The sequence below is a fragment of the Vibrio sp. 2092 genome (assembly GCF_033339635.1).
GTDB lineage: Bacteria > Pseudomonadota > Gammaproteobacteria > Enterobacterales > Vibrionaceae > Vibrio > Vibrio alginolyticus.
Window position 1 is genome coordinate 226,402 of record NZ_JAWOUY010000005.1, and the last position, 16,856, is coordinate 243,257.

The 16,856-nt window shown below is 46.0% G+C and carries 19 protein-coding genes; 13 read left to right on the forward strand and 6 right to left on the reverse strand.

The annotated features are described in order from the left end of the window. The first annotated feature begins 2 nt into the window (after positions 1-2). Genes fliH through fliJ form a run of 3 tightly spaced genes read left to right on the forward strand, consistent with a single transcriptional unit; the run spans position 3 to position 2,562 of the window. Positions 3-758, forward strand: coding sequence for a flagellar assembly protein FliH (gene fliH / locus R7P80_RS11435; RefSeq protein ID WP_064354936.1), 756 nt, complete (start codon positions 3-5; stop codon positions 756-758). Then, the gene (gene fliI, locus R7P80_RS11440) at positions 751-2,097 is read left to right on the forward strand and encodes a flagellar protein export ATPase FliI (RefSeq protein ID WP_005375057.1); all 1,347 of its coding nucleotides are present in this window, start codon (positions 751-753) and stop codon (positions 2,095-2,097) included. The genes fliH and fliI overlap by 8 nt, the downstream gene beginning before the upstream one ends. A 24-nt stretch (positions 2,098-2,121) precedes the next feature. Then, positions 2,122-2,562 carry a flagellar export protein FliJ gene (gene fliJ, locus R7P80_RS11445; RefSeq protein ID WP_005384016.1) on the forward strand — a complete coding sequence of 147 codons (441 nt, stop codon included), beginning with the start codon at positions 2,122-2,124 and terminating at the stop codon, positions 2,560-2,562. 16 nt (positions 2,563-2,578) lie between these two features. On the opposite strand, the gene R7P80_RS11450 is transcribed toward fliJ, so the two are convergent. Next, on the reverse strand, positions 2,579-3,637 hold the full coding sequence (locus tag R7P80_RS11450; RefSeq protein WP_225491625.1) for a S1 family peptidase: 1,059 nt from the start codon (positions 3,635-3,637) through the stop codon (positions 2,579-2,581). Positions 3,638-3,710: 73 nt separating this feature from the next. Continuing rightward, positions 3,711-4,604: a LysR substrate-binding domain-containing protein gene (locus R7P80_RS11455; RefSeq protein ID WP_033906699.1), complete on the reverse strand. Its 894-nt coding sequence runs from the start codon at positions 4,602-4,604 to the stop codon at positions 3,711-3,713. Positions 4,605-4,732: 128 nt separating this feature from the next. Between R7P80_RS11455 and R7P80_RS11460 the strand changes: the two genes are divergently transcribed. The 6 genes from R7P80_RS11460 to R7P80_RS11485 all read left to right on the forward strand — a co-directional run bounded on the left by R7P80_RS11460 (position 4,733) and on the right by R7P80_RS11485 (position 9,973). Then, positions 4,733-5,656: a DMT family transporter gene (locus R7P80_RS11460; protein WP_033906700.1), complete on the forward strand. Its 924-nt coding sequence runs from the start codon at positions 4,733-4,735 to the stop codon at positions 5,654-5,656. Positions 5,657-5,755: 99 nt separating this feature from the next. Then, positions 5,756-6,202, forward strand: a complete 447-nt coding sequence (locus R7P80_RS11465) for an SRPBCC family protein (RefSeq protein ID WP_170889967.1) — start codon at positions 5,756-5,758, stop codon at positions 6,200-6,202. 83 nt (positions 6,203-6,285) lie between these two features. After that, positions 6,286-7,038 (forward strand): phosphatase, encoded by a 753-nt coding sequence (locus R7P80_RS11470; protein ID WP_005375066.1) that lies wholly within the window; start codon positions 6,286-6,288, stop codon positions 7,036-7,038. 156 nt (positions 7,039-7,194) lie between these two features. Then, complete coding sequence (locus tag R7P80_RS11475) at positions 7,195-7,584, forward strand: cytochrome b562 (RefSeq protein WP_225491626.1); 390 nt, start codon at positions 7,195-7,197, stop codon at positions 7,582-7,584. A gap of 174 nt (positions 7,585-7,758) precedes the next feature. Beyond that, on the forward strand, positions 7,759-8,118 hold the full coding sequence (locus R7P80_RS11480; RefSeq protein WP_080276971.1) for a hypothetical protein: 360 nt from the start codon (positions 7,759-7,761) through the stop codon (positions 8,116-8,118). Between the two features lie 415 nt (positions 8,119-8,533). Then, complete coding sequence (locus R7P80_RS11485; protein ID WP_005375079.1) at positions 8,534-9,973, forward strand: PepSY-associated TM helix domain-containing protein; 1,440 nt, start codon at positions 8,534-8,536, stop codon at positions 9,971-9,973. A 51-nt stretch (positions 9,974-10,024) separates the two neighbouring features. On the opposite strand, the gene R7P80_RS11490 is transcribed toward R7P80_RS11485, so the two are convergent. The 3 genes from R7P80_RS11490 to R7P80_RS11500 form a co-directional block, all read right to left on the reverse strand. Beyond that, positions 10,025-10,408: a VOC family protein gene (locus R7P80_RS11490; RefSeq protein WP_005375080.1), complete on the reverse strand. Its 384-nt coding sequence runs from the start codon at positions 10,406-10,408 to the stop codon at positions 10,025-10,027. 30 nt (positions 10,409-10,438) lie between these two features. Further along, positions 10,439-11,368: a LysR family transcriptional regulator gene (locus R7P80_RS11495; protein ID WP_005375081.1), complete on the reverse strand. Its 930-nt coding sequence runs from the start codon at positions 11,366-11,368 to the stop codon at positions 10,439-10,441. A 77-nt stretch (positions 11,369-11,445) separates the two neighbouring features. Next, a complete protein-coding gene (locus R7P80_RS11500) occupies positions 11,446-11,919 on the reverse strand; it encodes a hypothetical protein (protein WP_005375082.1) in 474 nt (157 codons plus the stop codon). 288 nt (positions 11,920-12,207) lie between these two features. On the opposite strand from R7P80_RS11500, the gene R7P80_RS11505 reads away from it, so the two are divergent. The 4 genes from R7P80_RS11505 to R7P80_RS11520 all read left to right on the forward strand — a co-directional run bounded on the left by R7P80_RS11505 (position 12,208) and on the right by R7P80_RS11520 (position 15,964). Further along, complete coding sequence (locus R7P80_RS11505) at positions 12,208-12,891, forward strand: spondin domain-containing protein (protein WP_005375085.1); 684 nt, start codon at positions 12,208-12,210, stop codon at positions 12,889-12,891. A gap of 9 nt (positions 12,892-12,900) precedes the next feature. Then, positions 12,901-13,596, forward strand: coding sequence for a spondin domain-containing protein (locus R7P80_RS11510; RefSeq protein ID WP_005375087.1), 696 nt, complete (start codon positions 12,901-12,903; stop codon positions 13,594-13,596). A 146-nt stretch (positions 13,597-13,742) separates the two neighbouring features. After that, positions 13,743-14,474 carry a response regulator transcription factor gene (locus R7P80_RS11515; protein ID WP_005375088.1) on the forward strand — a complete coding sequence of 244 codons (732 nt, stop codon included), beginning with the start codon at positions 13,743-13,745 and terminating at the stop codon, positions 14,472-14,474. Between the two features lie 116 nt (positions 14,475-14,590). After that, a complete protein-coding gene (locus R7P80_RS11520; RefSeq protein WP_065275485.1) occupies positions 14,591-15,964 on the forward strand; it encodes a sensor histidine kinase in 1,374 nt (457 codons plus the stop codon). A gap of 28 nt (positions 15,965-15,992) precedes the next feature. On the opposite strand, the gene R7P80_RS11525 is transcribed toward R7P80_RS11520, so the two are convergent. Further along, positions 15,993-16,508 (reverse strand): superoxide dismutase family protein, encoded by a 516-nt coding sequence (locus tag R7P80_RS11525; protein WP_017635497.1) that lies wholly within the window; start codon positions 16,506-16,508, stop codon positions 15,993-15,995. Positions 16,509-16,856: the final 348 nt, after the last annotated feature.

The window sequence follows — 16,856 nt, forward strand, 5'->3', positions numbered from 1 at the left end:
TCATGCTAGAGATAAAATCAAGTACTATGCGATTGCCTCCGAGCGGGTATCGTTTACACCGTTTTCCTCCTTTAGCGCAACCTAAGACTATCGAAGACGAATTCGGGCTAGATAACCAAGGCTGGCAAGAACCTCAAATTGATATCCAACAGCAACTTGAAGAAGGTTTTCAACAAGGTTTGCAACAAGGACATGAGGAAGGCTTACGCCAAGGTATCGAACAGGGCAAGCAACAAGGTCTGTTGGAAGGCCAAAAAGAAGGTTTCCAAAAAGGCTTTGTTTCCGGTGAGCAGTCTGGAAAGCAAGGCTTTTTGGAGGCGGCGAAGCCTGTCAATGAACTTTTTCACGCCCTTTCTCGTTGGCAGGATGAAAAAGAGCAGCAACAACGTCATATGATTTGTGAACTGGTACAAAAGGTAGCTCAGCAAGTGATTCGTGCCGAGCTCACTTTAATGCCTCAGCAGATCCTAGCTTTGGTGGACGAGACATTGTCTGCCATGCCTGGTAAAGCGGAAACAGTAACTGTGCATTTAAATCCGCAAGATTTAGAGCGCATTACTCACATCAATGCTGATTTGCCGCAATCTTGGAAACTGGTCCCTAATACGGAGCTTCCTATTGGTGGCTGTCAGTTAGTGACTGATGACGCAGAAGCGGATGCGAGCTGCGACTCTCGCTTGGAAGCCTGTATGGACAATGTAAAGCAACACCTTTTGGATGAAGTCAGTATTCCACAGGTAGAGTCTGAGCATGAGTAATACCCTAAGCCATGAACTATTAAGTGAGCGTTTGAGCGAAGCCTTGGCTTCGCTCGATTCAATCCCTGTTGCTCGCGTAACAGGGCGATTGATAAAAGTAAACGGCCTAATGTTACAAGCCGTAGGGTGTCGGTTTAAGCTTGAGCAGCGTTGTCTCGTAGAAACCGCGGAAGGCGATATGATCGAAGCGCAAGTTGTGGGTTTTGAACACACTATTGCTTACCTCATGCCTATCCGCCGTTTAGGCGGTCTGTTTGCAGGTGCAAAAGTCATCCCTCTTGATGGTGACAGTACCGTGCAGCTAAGCTCTCAGTGGTTAGGACGCGTACTGAATGGTTTAGGTGAGCCGTTAGATGATGGGGCACCGCTTAAGGGGGGAGATCGAGTTTCACTTGAACCAAAACCGATTAACCCACTGAAGCGACGCCCAGTTGATACACCACTCAACGTAGGCGTGCGTGCTATTAATGGACTATTGACGGTAGGCAAAGGCCAACGTATTGGTTTGATGGCTGGCAGTGGCGTCGGTAAAAGTGTGTTAATGGGGATGATCACCAAAAACACGGAGGCCGATGTAATTGTGGTCGGGCTTATCGGTGAGCGAGGCAGAGAAGTACGTGAGTTCATCGAGAGAAACTTAACCCCAGAAGCGCGCAAGAAAGCGATCATTATCGCGGCTCCTGCTGATGAATCCCCGCTAATGAGGTTAAGAGCGACACTACTTTGTCATCGCGTTTCAGAGTATTTCCGAGACCAAGGCAAAGACGTTCTACTTCTGATGGACTCTCTAACCCGATACGCCATGGCACAGCGCGAAATCGCTCTTTCGCTCGGTGAGCCTCCAGCTTCTCGTGGTTATCCGCCTTCTGTCTTCAGCGTGTTACCTCAACTCCTAGAGCGAGCGGGTAACAGTGAAAATCAACATGGTAGCTTAACGGCAATTTACACCGTATTGGCAGAAGGGGACGACCAACAAGATCCTGTCGTGGATTCCGCGCGCGCCATCTTAGATGGGCATGTTGTTTTATCGCGTCAACTAGCTGAGCAAGGGCATTATCCCGCGATAGATATCAACGCGTCTATTAGCCGTTGTATGAATACTTGTACGCAGGACGCACACAGCACGATTGCGAATAACTTCCGTCAAATGTACTCCAACTACCTTCAGGTTAAAGAGTTACTGCCATTAGGGGGTTATCAACCAGGACAAGATCCTGAGTTAGATCAATCTGTTGCTATGTATCCAAACTTGCGTGCATATCTACAACAAGCTGCCAATGAGTCTGTAGATTACCCAACTAGTTTGACCGAGCTCGCGCAGCTTTTTCAAAGTGCTTAATCAAATGGGAGTGACAAGGCTGAAATGAAATCCAAGTTAAAAGCCGTAGGCAAGTTACAGCAAATGGAAGAAAAACAGCGTGATCGTGTGGGTCAACAACTTGATGCCATGCGTCAGCGTCACTCCCATCTTTCAATGCAATTGGAACAGTTATCGGCGTTGAAAGGCCACGCTGGACAATCAACCCGAACCGGCCCGACGCTGACGAGCGCGGCTTTGATGAACTTTAATCGTGTTGACCAAATGCTACAAAGAATGCTTCGTCACCACGAGCAAGAGCAAGCCGTTATGCAAGCGGAATGTGCATCTGTACAGAAAACACTAGAACACAAGCACGCACGCGTTCAAGGGTTAGAAAAAGTGCTTGAGCGTTGGCGTACTAAGCAGAACTATGAAAAAGCGAAAAAAGAGCAAAAGATGATTGAAGACATCATTAACTCTCGCGTTAAGCGCAAGATATTATGATGTCTTGTTGACGCAACTAGGAGCGCGAATCATTTCTGCGGTGTCTTAGCCAACCAAACCAGCCTCCAAGCATGATCAACCCTGATCCGAGAGCACCGCCGCCACTGCTGCCGTTGTTACCAAAGCCAGATGTGTTGGTATCGACAGGCTCAAAGCCAGAGTCCCCTTCGCTATGATAATCTTCCGAACTTGCTAAGAGGGCGTTATAACTGGTTTTTACACCTGAGCTGGTTTGGGTCTCAATCCATGTTGCATAGTTCAAAATCTCGGTAAACACACTTGGAATCGCAGCGGATTCGCAAACTGAAGAACCGTAGCTCACAATGCCAATTTGCTGATACATGCCATTATTGTCTTGATAGGTGAGAGGACCGCCTGAGTCACCACGACAGATGCCAGTGTAGCTTCGTTCAGGAAATCCATTCGCACATAAACTTTCCTGAGCGTTAAACCCTGTTACCAACGAAACGCATTGGGTGTCGGTAAGGGGTTTTACTTCTGCCCAGCGTAAATAGTTTGGCCCGTTTTCATCACTAGTCGAGGTCTGACCTAAACCGAATATCTGATAAACCGTCTTGCTGCTGTAGTCTCCAAAGTCTTGCGGTAAAGTGATGGATTGAACGTTATCGGTAATAGGGCGAGTCAATTCAAGGACAGCGATGTCATTAATCCATAAATCGCTAGGCACATAATCAGGATGAATCGTGATAGAGCGAACATCTTTGAATTCTTCAACAAACACGTCATTCATCGTAGGGTTTTTGACTAACACTCGTAGGTCGTTGATTGTCCAGCCGTCAGTAAAAACGCTTGGTTCTACGCAGTGAGCCGCAGTTAAAATGAAGCGGTCGTTTACAATGGTTCCCCCACAAATATTGGCAAACTGATTAGCGCCAGTTTTATGTAGAATAAGACGTGCAAAAAAAGGAAGTTGGTTTTGGGTAGCCTGCTGACCCCCAATAATTGCCGTGGAGATCCCTTGTTCTGAAAGGCGGTTATCATTTTCTACTTCAGCGGTCGTACTCAAAGATACTGCAAAACAGAGTGCGCTTAGCCATATTTGATACTGCTTCATAAACCATCCTTGGATGAAAAGTGCTCTTCTAACTTTATACTAGTTTTTCAGTGAATGTGCTTAACAAAAGTTTCTAATAGTTGAATGATTGTTGTAGCCAAGATCGCAACAGATGAAACGATTCAAGCTTTAGCTTGTGTGGCGGGCATACAAAGTAAAGCTGTTGATGAGGATTAATGACGGGTTCACCCAGCTCGATTAGCTGACCATATTTGATGTCATCCTTCACAAACAAGCGATGAGTGACCAATAACCCCAAACGACGAGTTGTGGCCTGGACGGCTTGTATCGACATGTTAAAAGTGATTGGTTTTTTATTTTTAGGTCGCTGGATACCCGTCGCGTCCAGCCACACGTTCCAGTCATTTTTTCTTCGTTCGTTAGTAACTTCAATGATGGGATACTGCTTTAAGAGTTGAGTGATGTTTGAGTCCTTGGTCTTCGCTATCAATTCAGGACTGCACACCAAAACCAGTTCATCTTCACTGAGCTTTTCGCAGTAGTAATCCTGCCATTCTTCGGGATTTCCATGCACCAAGGCCGCGTCGATACCTTCTTGTTCTAAATTGAATCTGCCAGACAGGTTTGATAAACGAACGTCTAATTGAGGAGCAAACCCTTGTAAATCTGACATTCGAGGAATCCACCAGTGAAGAGCCAATGAATTCACCATATTGAGCGTAACACGCTGCAAGTTCTGATCTTGGATGAGTGCTTCCGTTGCATCGACAATTTGCTCTAAAGCGGGTGCCACCTTCCTGTAATACTTTTTACCGTCCGCGTTGAGTTGAACTTGTCTGCCTATGCGATCAAATAGAGGCTTGTTGACTTGACTCTCCAGCGATTTAATTGCCTGACTTACGGCTGAGTGGCTCACACTTAATATCTGTGCTGCTTCTGTCATGCTGCCAGACTCAGCTACTGCAACAAATGCGTAGATGGACTTTAAGGGGACTAGTTTCCGCATAATTTAAAAACCGTAGCTGGTGATAGATAAGTTAAACTGTAAGTTTTTCTTACATCAATGGTTAATATTACTCGCTATTTACGATAAGTGATGTCTTTTAAAATGCTCCATATATTAAGGAGTATTGAATGAATGCTGTAAATAAATCTATCCTTTTCATGTTGATGTCTACGTTAAGCTTATCTGTTACTGGACTGTTAGCAAAGCAGTTGTCAGGCGAACTTTCCGTCACACTATTTAGCTTCTTACGTTTTTTGGTGCCTGCGCTTATCTTGCTTATCTTACTTCGTGTGAAAAACCTTACCTTTCCTAAAGCGGGCACGCTAAAGCCTATTTTATTGCGTGCTCTTTGTATCGGTTTGTCACAACTTTGCTTTATCGCGTCATTACAAACGTTAACGCTCGTTGAGGGGGTCGTTTTGTTTGCTACTGGCCCATTATTTATTCCCTTGGTTGAAAAGCTGTTCATGAGGGGGCGCATTCGTGTTTCAACATTGGCGGCTTTAGCAATGGCGTTCACTGGTGTGGTTATGTTGGCGGGCGGTGGAAGTGAGATCACATGGCGAGCGGATTTATTGCTCGGCTTGGCTGGTGGACTCTTCAATTCTGGTTCTCAGCTTACGTTATATAAAGTGAGTAAAACAAATATGTCGCCGCTAGAAATCAACTTTTGGGCGTTTGGTTTTGCTGCCGTATTTCTGTTGCCGCTAACTTTGTTTAACGACTTCGACGTGTTACTTAATATGAGTGTTATGGCGCCTGAGATTTCTTCAAATACGCTGTGGATCGGTATGATGTCTCTGATGATCATTAACACCCAAGTTTTTCGCTCCAAAGCATATAAACTGGCAAGCAGTGGCTCTCAACTTGCACCACTCATTTTTACTAACTTATTGTTCACTGCGGTTTGGCAGAGCCTGTTTTTTGAAGACCGAATGAGTCAAAGTCAAATTGTTGGGATGAGTTTAATAGTGCTCGCAATCATACTGAACACATGTTGGGTTCGCTTTAAGGCGCATCGCAGTGGCGGTTTACAAGCGAGAACTTCTTAGTCTGTCGGAAAATGAAGGGGGCAGGTAGATAAATTGGTCGTGTGGTTTGATTTTTCCTGAGTATGGGCTAGCGTCAAGAAAGGTTCAGGGAGAGAAATCATGCTTACGCTAAATTATTACGTCGAAATTTCGGCGACACCGCAACGAGTGTGGGAAGTGCTAACCGATGTTGAGTTGTATAAACGTTGGGCGCAAGCCTTTTCACCGCAGTCTCAATTTGAAGGAGCTTGGGAAGAAGGAGGTGGCATCACTTTTTTTGATCCAGATATGGGCGGGACAAGGGCGATCATAGATACGGTGCTACCCCTTCAAAAACTTGAATTTCATCATGTTGCCATTTTTAATCCGGATAATCGTCAACAACTCGATGCTGACCTAGCATCTAGGTGGATCGGATCGCGAGAGATCTACCAGATCGATACCAACAACGATCGTTTACTACTCAATGTTACCATTCATACTCACAATGACTTTGTTTCCATGTTTAATCACGGATGGGAAAAAGCCTTACCCTTGATAAAAGCCATTTGTGAAGAGCAAGCTTAGGGTTCTTGCTTATCTTGGGCTGACGATGCGTTGCCTGAAGGTATACAATAGCACGCAAGATAGCGCACCTAAGAGAGTGGATGATGGAATTTAAAGTTGATACCCATACACATACGTACGCCAGTGGTCACGCGTACAGTACCTTGATTGAAAATGCAAAGTTGGCAAAAGAGAACGGGCTGGATATGTTCTGCACGACCGATCACGCAGAATCAATGCCGGGTGCGCCTCATTACTGGTTCTTCTCGAACCAGAAAATTCTGCCTCGCTTTCTTGAAGGCGTTGCGATTATTCGTGGCGTTGAATCTAACATTATGAATACCGAAGGCGACATTGATATTCCACTGAGTGTGGACCGCAACTTAGATTGGGTGATCGCGAGTTTTCATGAACCCGTTTTTCGTCCTGCAAACAAGCAAACTCACACGGAAGCACTTGTTAATGTCATTCAGAGTGGTCGTATTGATGCGCTCGGTCATCTTGGTAATCCAAATTTCGACTTTGATTTTCAGACCGTTTTAGCGTGCGCGAAAGAGCACAATGTCGCGATTGAAATTAATAACACCACGCTGAAAGGCAACAGCCGAGTAGGCAGCGTAGACCGTTGCCACGAGATTGCACAAATCGGGAAAGATCTCGGTGTTTTCTTCACCACGGGCAGTGACGCGCATTTCTGTCACGATGTTGGTAATCTGGATTTGGTTGGAGAGTTAATGGACAAAGTGGGTATTGATAGCAAGAAAGTGATTACTCACACCGCTCAGCAGTTTTTGTCTTTCTTAGCTTTGAGAGGCCGTAAACCAATTGCAGAATATGACAGCATTCTCAACGCATAAACTTGATTACATTTAAGGTATGCACCCGACGCCAGATTGCTTTACACTGCGACCCGGAAATACTCAACTAAGCTAGTTTTTCGCCTCTTATGGCGTAGGTTATTTGGGTGAATAAAGCCGACACAGAATTCGGCACTATAAATGGAGAAGTGAAAAATGTTACGTCCTTTAGTCCTAGGGTGTGCGATTGCGTTTGGCTCAACATACGCAATGGCAGAAGCGGTTGATTTAAAACAAAACATGAAACAGATGAAGATGGAATTCAAACAGGCGGCAGAAGCATCTGATGTCGAAACCATGAAATCTGCGATTGATAGCTTGCAAGCGATTGTTGAACAATCTAAGCGTGGTAATTACCCACCAGAGAAGTTTGATACTTACTTAGAAGGCTTTAACAAGCTGACGGTAACGCTAGATAAGATTGAAGCGGATCTTGATGCGGGCAAGCTACAAGAAGCGAAAGACCAACTGCGTGAAATCGATAGCCTTCGTGAAGAGTACCACGACAAACGCAACCCAAGTATCTGGAGCAAACTGTTTAGCTAACCGTTTATCCAACTTGAAGAAATGACCATCAGCCTGCCATTTCGGCGGGCTTTTTTGCGCCTGTCAATCGATGCATTCAAGAAAACCTGTGAGGTAGCAACCACTTATTGATACTGTTTTTTGAGCTATCACTCAAAATTGGTTACGCTGTGTGAAATTTGTTAAGTCACCGTTATGCGTAGATTAATTCCTTTTTACCGCTCGATGTTATTTGCTAGTGCTCTCAGTTGGGTGCTAGTGACGCTGATGCCTGTTATCAATGCTCATGGTAACAGCATGGGCGTGTGGGCGACGCTATGTACGCTTAACGGATTTGAGTTGGTCCAAATAGAAGAGGGCGACAATTCGGTCAGCCACAAAGGCAAGCCTTGTCCGTTTAGCCACTTCTCGACTTTTCATCACGATACACTTCCAACGACACCGATACTTTCAAGACAGAGCTTGGTGACTTCTGACAGCTACGCTTATTTGGCTCTAAGTGTGCGATTTGAAACACCAGTTCCTCGAGCGCCGCCAGTTTCCCTTTTCTCATAACAAAAACAATTACACGATACCCAAGTAACCTCGAGATGCTTGGTTCAGCGAGAATGACTTGGTTTGTAGACGCGGCGGCGATTTAAAGGTCTAGTGGGTCTAAATCAAGATATCGACAACAAAGTATACAAGCCAAGACAACTCGCCCTTCGGGAGCGTGTCATTGCTCCGATTGCTGCTTCAAACAACTTGGAAAGAGTTGTCTATTACACAGCGTTGTTTTCTTTGCACTCGAATCAATGACAACGCTCTGAATCCAGCATCTTGAAGTCACTTGGGTATATAGTCAGCAACACTGCCACTTCGAGCAGTGGTACTCCCAAATCTAAGTCAAATAACGCCGCATACGAATGCGTATGTGTAGGATGCGTTTGACTGAATTTGGGTGTTCAACAATGAAAAAAGGAAAATACACATGTTGAGAAACTCGGCAAAGCCTCAACTCAAGGAAGCCTCACGCGCAAAATCCATCTACTTTATGACGTGGCGATGGCACTTCTACGCAGGTTTGTTCGTCATTCCATTTATGCTGATGCTTTCCCTCACGGGATTGGTGATGTTGTTTGATGACGAAATCGAACTGGCTCGATACGAAGCGACATTACAAGTTTCACCACAAGAGCACATGATTCCTGTCTCTGCACAATTAGAAACCGTAAAGCAGGCGTATCCCGATTTTAATGTCACTCAATTTGTACCTGCTAAAACGGCCGATATTGCCAACCGATTCTCGATTCAAAACCAAGAAGGCAGCTCACTGATTGTTGCAGTAAATCCTTACACAGGAGACGTACAAGGCACCATTAATCGTGGTGATAGCATCTATGAACTGATGAACAGCATTCACGGCACGTTGCTCATCGGCGACCTAGGCGACCGTTTGATTGAAATCGCCGCAAGTTTGGGGATTTTGCTATTGGTGTCTGGTTTGTACCTTTGGGTACCGAGAGACAACGCCAGCCGCGCTGGCTTTTTGAAAATTCGCTTTAACAATGGCCCTCGGATTTTGATGCGTGACCTGCATGCGAATTTAGGTGGTGTGCTGTCGATTGTTCTGTTGTTCTTTTTGATTTCAGGTTTATCTTGGGCAGGGATCTGGGGTGCGAAAATGGTGCAAGCTTGGAATACCTTCCCAACCTATTATACATGGGGTGAGAAACCGGAATCCACACTGACACATAAAGATCTTAACCACGGTGCTTCAGAAGAGATGCCATGGAACTTAGAGCTCGCTGCTGTGCCAGAGTCGAAAGACAAACCCGCTCATGATCATGCCAACATGAAGGAAGAGATGGCATACGCAGGCAGCCATGATGCGCTCTCTATTGATGATATCATCCTCAAGGCTGAAATGTTGGGCTTCACTGGTTATAAGTTGTTTTTGCCGCGCTCTGAGACGGGCGTTTACACCGTTGCAGCTAACTCTATGGGTGGCGATATTTCCGACCCAAGACAAGATCGCACCAGCCACTTTGACCAATATTCCGGTCGCTTGTTGGTGGACGTCACGTGGCAAGATTACAGTTTGTTTGCCAAGTTCATGGCGGCAGGTGTGTCATTGCATCAAGGTGATGTCAGTGTGCTTAACAAAGTGCTCAACGTGGTGTTCTGTTTGGCGTTCATCTTAATCTCAATTACAGGTGTGGTGATGTGGTGGATTCGTAGACCAAGTCGCAGTGCCACATTGGGCGCGCCACCTAAGTTTCAGCAGGGCGGTATTTGGAAGCTTGGCTTAGTAACGCTGGTGATATTGTGTCTGGCGTTCCCGATGGGCGGTTTGGCAATTGTTACGGTTCTCGCACTGGATTGGCTGTTGTTCAACCGCGTTGAGAAGCTGAAAACGGCGTTGAATTAGTAACAGACAAAGAATGAAATAGTAAAAGAGCCAGCGAAGTGCTGGCTCTTTTTATTTCTGGTAAATCTCCAGCGGCAAGCCATCTGGGTCTTGGAAGAAGGTAAAGGCTTTGCCTGTGAATTCGTCAATACGAATTGGCTCAACTTCAACGTCATTCGATTCTAGGTAGGCTTTTATTTGCTCAACATTATCAACCAAAAACGCGAGATGTCGTAGCCCTTGTGCTTCAGGAAAGCTCGGTCTCTCTGGTGCGCCCGGAAAGCTAAACAGTTCCACTTGGCTGCCGTCAGGTAAAGCGAGGTCAAGCTTGTAGGAGTCTCTGGCTTCACGATAGTTTTCAGCAATGACTTTTAATCCCAACACTTCAGTGTAAAAGCGTTTTGATCTTGGGTAGTCGCTGCAAATGATCGCGACGTGATGAATAGCATTAAACATGGTTAGCCTCTTCAAGCATGGCTCGTATCCTCAAGCATGGTTAGTGTCCTCGGAGACTAAATGCTCCTTAACGAAGTCGATAAACACACGCAGGCGAGCAGGCATGTATTTGGTTTGTGCATACTGCATCGCGATAGCGCCGTGGTAGTTACTCTTAATCATCCAATCCGACAGAACCTCAACCACTTCCCCTTGCTCTAATGCGTCTTTGATCACGAAGTCATGGAAGATTCCAATTCCCAAGCCAGACTTAACCCCATTCAAGCGCATTTGAGAATGGTTGACGGCGTAGCGTCCACTTACTGCAATCGAATGAAAGGCTTCCTCTTTAAAGAACGACCAGATGTTGTCTTTGTCGTTCTCGGCAAGGTAAATACAGTCGTGCTGCTCAAGTTCAGTGGGATGCTCAGGCATACCATGTTTGGCTAGGTAATCTGGAGAGGCGCACAAAACAAGGTTGGTCTTGCTGATCTCTTTGAGTACCAGATTTTCATCGGGTTTGTCGGTGAGCTTAAATGCGACATCAATGCCTTGGCGGAACAGATCGATCTCACCATCTGCTGCACGCAGCTTAAGCTGAATATTTGGATAACGTTCTAGGAATGGCAACACAAACGGTTGAAGCACCGAATTAAGAAATGCTTCAGGGGCTGCCACTGTGAGTGCGCCTGTTGGCTCGGCATGATCTTCCGCAGATAACTCAACGGCTTGCTGCGCGGCATTCACCATTGCGATGCTTTGGTCGTAAACCTTTTGCCCTGCTTGAGTGATGATCAATTTACGAGTCGTGCGCTCAAACAGCTTGACCGAGAGGGCTTGTTCCAACCGTGTGATCAACTTACTTAAAGCCGATGGCGTTACGCCGAGTTGTTTAGCAGCTGCGGTAAAACTGCCTTCGTTTACCACCAAGATAAACGAAGCAAGGTCAGGAAGTAGGGCAATGAGTTTTGGATTAACCATAATTGTTCAGTTCTGCGCAGCGGAATAACGATATTGTCTGGTACGGTTTCACGAGGTTCAAGTGTCACCGTCTCGCTTTAACGATATTTTGCCAAAAATGCATTGAGTGCAGGCAAGCCAGATTCACCAGCATGGTATTGCTGCCAACAGTGATAAATGGCCGTTTCGTGGTCTGCAATCAACTCGATAGCTTCTCGCTCAGCGATTGAATACTGCTGTGAAGCTTTCACTTCTTCATGCCACTCTCGATACTTGACCTCATAAGGTTCTACCCACTTCAGAAGAGTCGCCACCAACTCTTGCCATGGTAAACCAATCCACTTGGTTGCATCTGCCAAGCCTTTATCCAGCATCTCTTGGTGTCGACTTTCGATATCCATGCCATGTGTTAGCAGTACAGGTTTGAGCTTTTCTGCGGTGAGTTCTTCCACTTCAATCAAGGTTTGCCACAGTGTTTGTTGTTCACTTTGGGCGTAATGGCTCAAGTAGTGGTTGAAAAAAGCGATGCCGTAGATTTCGCCGTAGTAGGCAGACAGAACGTTATGAATCATGCTGAGAATCGTGATTTAAACAGAGAATACCGCATTGTAGGAGGGGAAAGCGCGACGTGTAAATACCTGATTAAGAGTAAAAAAGTGCTGCTGGCAGAATTCGAACAGAACTTGTGAGAATTTTATGAGAATTCGATGAAGTTGCTGATAGATTTGCTCGTCATTCTTAGAGGCAAGAACGCAAAACGTTCGAAACGTAATGCTTAACCTACTCAAGTCACGAACAAAGAAGTAAAGCCGTACACATGGGCTTGGGTAGTTCAACCCTCATTAAAGGATGGAATCACAATGAAAAAACGTACCCAACTCGGACTCGTCATGACTTCAGTCGCAACGGTATTAGGCTCTGCATCAGTGAATGCGGCGGAATTGGAAATCACCGTGACAAACGCAACCAAAGGCATCTACTTTACGCCACTTATTGTTGCTGCACATGGCTCTGACCTTCAAATGTTCAGAACGGGTCAAGCAGCAACGCCAGAACTAGAAGCAATGGCAGAAGGCGGTGATATCTCTGGTCTTGCTAGTGTGATTGGTAACGCTGGTGGTGCGGTGGTTGAGAACCCTGCTGGTGGCATTTTGAATCCGGGTGTTGCAACCACCTTCACCTTAGACAGTGGCGACCACGGATATCTTTCTCTGAGCGCGATGTTGTTGCCAACCAATGACGGTTTTGTCGGCCTAGATAGCTGGAAGATTCCAACGGAAGCGGGTACATACCGAGCAACGCTAAGAAGTTACGATGCCGGTACAGAAGCGAACGATGAACTTGCGTCTAGCATGCCAAACCCACCTTTCATTACGTTTGGTACTGGCGGCACAGGCGTTGAAGCAACGGTAACTAACGACAAAGTCCACGTGCATCCGGGTAACCTTGGTGATAGCGATCCAACCGGTGGCATCAGTGACCTAGACAGCAGTAGCCATCGTTGGTTAAACCCAGTTGCAACCATCACAATCGTTGTGAAGTAAGGGGGATGTATGAAATACAGAATCTTACTAGTAGCAGCTTCAGTCGGCTTGCTCGCCGGTTGCCCAAGCGATGATGATAATGACGTAGTGAAATCGTACCGCTACACCGTCAACGTGGCGAACTTGACTGCGAATCAACCAATGTCTCCGCTCGCGGTACTCACTCACAATGGTGACTACCAACTGTTTGAAATTGGACAAGCCGCATCTGTTGAACTTGAGCACCTTGCCGAAGGCGGCAGTAACGCTGAGCTGATTGAGTTGATGAACAGCAATGACAGTGTTTACCAAGGTATTTCGGGCAATGGATTGGTGTTGCCGGGTGCATCGGACGAAGTCACCATCACGGTTGACCCTAGTCGTTACGGTTACTTGTCTGTGGCGTCTATGTTTGTGAATACCAATGATGCCTTTGTTGGCGAAACGGGGCTATCGCTCAAATCGCTCGCAGTAGGTGAAAGCTACGAAATGAGCATGAACGTTTGGGATTCCGGTACAGAGCTAAACGATGAACTTGCTGCAACCATCCCGGGCCCAGCAGGTGGCGGTGAGGGCTTCAACGCCGCTCGTAATGACAGCAGTGACGCTGTTGCATTCCATGCGGGTGTTGTTAGCCAAGATGACGGATTAGCAAACTCAGCACTTTCTGCGAACCATCGTTTCTTGAACCCAGGTGCGAAAGTCACCATCACTCGAGTCGAGTAACACAGGCTCCGATGACGTCTCCTTTCCAAAGCGTTTGTAGCCGAGCGCTTTATCCCTCATGGCGTCATCGGAAACTTTTTTGAAAGATTTTCTAATTTGTTCCGGTCATGTGCAAAGTGAGGATACTCGAAGGCAAGGAAAGGACCATGGAACAACAGGCAATCAATTTAGTCGCGAACATCTTGTTGGTGGAAGATGACGATGATTTGGCAGAACTGGTTCAGATGCATCTCAAGTTTCAAGGACACCAAGTGTCGCGGGCCACAAATGTCGCCGATGCTAAAACGCAATACCAGCAACAACCCTTTGATTTATTGATCCTTGACCGAGGTTTACCAGATGGTGATGGTCTAGACATCTGTCATTATTTGCGTCAGCAACAAGATTGGAGTCCAGTGCTCATGCTGACAGCGAGAGACGGTGAAATGGACAAGGTTGACGGTTTAGAAGCGGGCGTTGATGACTACATCACTAAGCCATTTAGCGTATTAGAATTCCAAGCACGAGTGCGAAACGTGCTACGCAGAGTCAGCCAAACCGCAGAAGCAAAGGTGGCAAATGAAGTCCTCGACGATGCGATGGATTTTGGTCCGCTGAGAATCATTCCGGAGTTGCACCAAGTATCCCTAAACGACAAAGACGTCACTCTTACCGCGACAGAGTTTACTTTGCTGCAGTTTCTCGCGACTCGTCCGGGCAGAGTCTACAGTAAAGATGAATTGCTCGATCACGTTTGGAACACCAGTCATTCTGGTTATCACCATACGGTGTGTAGCACCATAAACCGTTTACGCAGCAAGTTGTCGTTGTCTGATTCTGATCATCACTTCATTCAAACCGTGTGGGGTGTTGGATATAAGTTTCAGCCAAGACTCTAATGTAAGAAAGTAAGTCAAAACATCAAGCCAAGACAGTAAGTCGGCAGTTGTTTTCACCGTCATTTTTCAATCATCACGGGTGTTGCAAAAACACCGCTGTTTAAGGAGGCGATAGGATGAGCTTCAAATCTCGCTTGGTAGTATTTACTAGCTTGTGGTTCTGCCTCGCGGCGGTGGTGATTGCACTGACTTACAATTGGCAAAAAGAAACCATTGAGTTACGCACCAAGCAAAGCTTGCATAAAGAGCTAGCCAGCCACATGCGTGATGATAACCCGCTGATGATCGGGACGGATTACAACCCTAAAGCGCTCAAGTCGATTTTTCACACGCTCATGCTGATCGGCCCTGACTTTGAAATCTACTTCCTCGATAGCCAAGGCAACATAACCACTCATGCAGCACCGGAAGGAGCGGAGATCATGGGGAAGGTGGATCTCAATCCCATTAAGCAATTCTTAAATGACCAGCCTTTTCCTATTTTGGGTGAAGACCCACGCAATCGTGGTGAGCACAAAGTCTTTTCTGTTGCGGCGATAGAGGAATTAGGCTCTACGGTCGGTTATCTCTACGTGGTGATTGGCAGTACCCGACATGACGCCATTGCCAACGCTCAAGTCGATACCCCTTACATCGCGCTGGCAGGATTGGTTTTAGTGTCCATTTTAGGCTTTGCCCTCGGGGCTTATGTGCTGGTCAAACGTAGTCTATTGAACCCGATTGAGCGTGTGACCAAGCAACTTCAACAGCAAGCTGAACATGATTTCCGCCTGCAACCTGATTTTACTCACCAAGTGCCGGAGCTCGTGCCGATTGCGCACTCTTATCAGATGATGGCAAAGCACATTCAGCAGCAGTTTTTACAGTTGGAGTATCAATCGTCTCATCGTCGTCAAAGCTTGTTGCAGCTTAGTCATGATTTAAAAACGCCGTTATCGAGCGTGCTGGGCTATTTGGAAACATGGCGTTTGCAACATCCGGAATCCGATCCTTTGATTGACGTCGCTTTCCGAAATTGTGAGAAGCTCTCAACTCAACTGCATTCTTTATTAGACGCCGCGCGCAAAGAAGCACCAATGCCAAACTACGAGTACCGCCCCGTGGATTTGGGAGCGTTGATGGCAGAATGTGCTGAAACGATGCAGAGCCAGTTTTCTCGTAAAGAAGTGGTGTTGAAAGTGGATATCGATAGTGAAATCCAAACCGTGGGTGATAAAGGACTCTTAGAGCGGTTGGTGTTGAACCTGCTTGAAAATGCATTGCGCCACAGCCCAATTGGCTCGGAAGTGCATTGCCAAGCGTATTTGAGTGAAGATAAGTCGCGCATCCACTTTACCTTCGTCAATCACATCGAGGAAGAAGCGGAGGGCGGTTCTTTGGGGATCGGGACGAAGATTGTCCAATCGATCTTAATGCTTCACCACAGCTACCTTGAGACCAATGCAACCTCCTCTCAGTATCAACAGAAGTTCACACTTCTCGCAATCTAAAGAGAAGTGTGAGACATAAAGTTAATGTTTATTCAATAACACCACATACGACGCGAGCGCCACCACCACCTAGCTTATTTGGGTGATCGGAGTGATTGTCACCACCTGCATGGATCATTAACGCTCGACCTTTTAAATCCGATAATTTTAGGCGAGGAGCGACAACGGGCTGATTGGCATTGCCGTCCATGTCCACATAGAGTGGAGGCAAGTCGCCTAAATGATTGTCATCGGTCCAAGGATAGCCATGCTTCCCTGTGTTGTTAGGATCATAATGGCCACCTGCTGCGCCGCCTAATACGGTTTTGTCATCCTTTTCTATGCTATCGCAAGATGGATTAGTGTGAACATGGAAACCGTGCACACCTGCTGACAAACCTGATAATTGAGGCGTAAAAACAACGCCATAATCACTTTGTGAAATCTCAATGGTACCAGCGCTCTCATTGGTGTTGAGAGCAGTCATTTCTACCGTTTTTGCTAGCGCGTTAGGGGCGGCGACAAGAGCGGATGCAACTGAAATGCATAGCAATCCTTTTAACATGGGACCTCCTTCTTTTAGGGTGTACGCTCAAGCACATATTAGTGAAAACCTGTTTTACTTATGTCTGTTGAGCGGTGAGTTTATGTCATAGAGTGATGTGTATCACTTTATAGTCTTAAACTGATATCTCGATCCGAAATCAGCTTTCTTTTATTTAGTCTTAACATGTTGAGATCGTTAAGATATAAAAAGAATAGACGCCAATCTTAAAATAGCCTGAATATTTTTAAATTAACGCAAAGTTAAATTTTTAATGACTTTATAACAAAGCTCATAATTGTTTTATAAAGAATTTGGTGGAATTGTCCGCAATAAAGAATAATCAAATTAACGAATATATTAATGTGA

What these genes read in the sequence shown, in the direction of transcription:
- R7P80_RS11475 (WP_225491626.1), top strand. Translation starts at nt 7,195, where the DNA reads ATGTTACGTCCTTTAGTCCTAGGGTGTGCGATTGCGTTTGGCTCAACA.
- R7P80_RS11450 (WP_225491625.1), bottom strand. Translation starts at nt 3,637, where the DNA reads ATGAAGCAGTATCAAATATGGCTAAGCGCACTCTGTTTTGCAGTATCT.
- fliJ (WP_005384016.1), top strand. Translation starts at nt 2,122, where the DNA reads ATGAAATCCAAGTTAAAAGCCGTAGGCAAGTTACAGCAAATGGAAGAA.
- R7P80_RS11500 (WP_005375082.1), bottom strand. Translation starts at nt 11,919, where the DNA reads ATGATTCATAACGTTCTGTCTGCCTACTACGGCGAAATCTACGGCATC.
- R7P80_RS11460 (WP_033906700.1), top strand. Translation starts at nt 4,733, where the DNA reads ATGAATGCTGTAAATAAATCTATCCTTTTCATGTTGATGTCTACGTTA.
- R7P80_RS11515 (WP_005375088.1), top strand. Translation starts at nt 13,743, where the DNA reads ATGGAACAACAGGCAATCAATTTAGTCGCGAACATCTTGTTGGTGGAA.
- fliI (WP_005375057.1), top strand. Translation starts at nt 751, where the DNA reads ATGAGTAATACCCTAAGCCATGAACTATTAAGTGAGCGTTTGAGCGAA.
- R7P80_RS11465 (WP_170889967.1), top strand. Translation starts at nt 5,756, where the DNA reads ATGCTTACGCTAAATTATTACGTCGAAATTTCGGCGACACCGCAACGA.
- R7P80_RS11520 (WP_065275485.1), top strand. Translation starts at nt 14,591, where the DNA reads ATGAGCTTCAAATCTCGCTTGGTAGTATTTACTAGCTTGTGGTTCTGC.
- R7P80_RS11490 (WP_005375080.1), bottom strand. Translation starts at nt 10,408, where the DNA reads ATGTTTAATGCTATTCATCACGTCGCGATCATTTGCAGCGACTACCCA.
- R7P80_RS11505 (WP_005375085.1), top strand. Translation starts at nt 12,208, where the DNA reads ATGAAAAAACGTACCCAACTCGGACTCGTCATGACTTCAGTCGCAACG.
- R7P80_RS11525 (WP_017635497.1), bottom strand. Translation starts at nt 16,508, where the DNA reads ATGTTAAAAGGATTGCTATGCATTTCAGTTGCATCCGCTCTTGTCGCC.
- R7P80_RS11455 (WP_033906699.1), bottom strand. Translation starts at nt 4,604, where the DNA reads ATGCGGAAACTAGTCCCCTTAAAGTCCATCTACGCATTTGTTGCAGTA.
- R7P80_RS11495 (WP_005375081.1), bottom strand. Translation starts at nt 11,368, where the DNA reads ATGGTTAATCCAAAACTCATTGCCCTACTTCCTGACCTTGCTTCGTTT.
- R7P80_RS11485 (WP_005375079.1), top strand. Translation starts at nt 8,534, where the DNA reads ATGTTGAGAAACTCGGCAAAGCCTCAACTCAAGGAAGCCTCACGCGCA.
- R7P80_RS11470 (WP_005375066.1), top strand. Translation starts at nt 6,286, where the DNA reads ATGGAATTTAAAGTTGATACCCATACACATACGTACGCCAGTGGTCAC.
- R7P80_RS11510 (WP_005375087.1), top strand. Translation starts at nt 12,901, where the DNA reads ATGAAATACAGAATCTTACTAGTAGCAGCTTCAGTCGGCTTGCTCGCC.
- fliH (WP_064354936.1), top strand. Translation starts at nt 3, where the DNA reads ATGCTAGAGATAAAATCAAGTACTATGCGATTGCCTCCGAGCGGGTAT.
- R7P80_RS11480 (WP_080276971.1), top strand. Translation starts at nt 7,759, where the DNA reads ATGCGTAGATTAATTCCTTTTTACCGCTCGATGTTATTTGCTAGTGCT.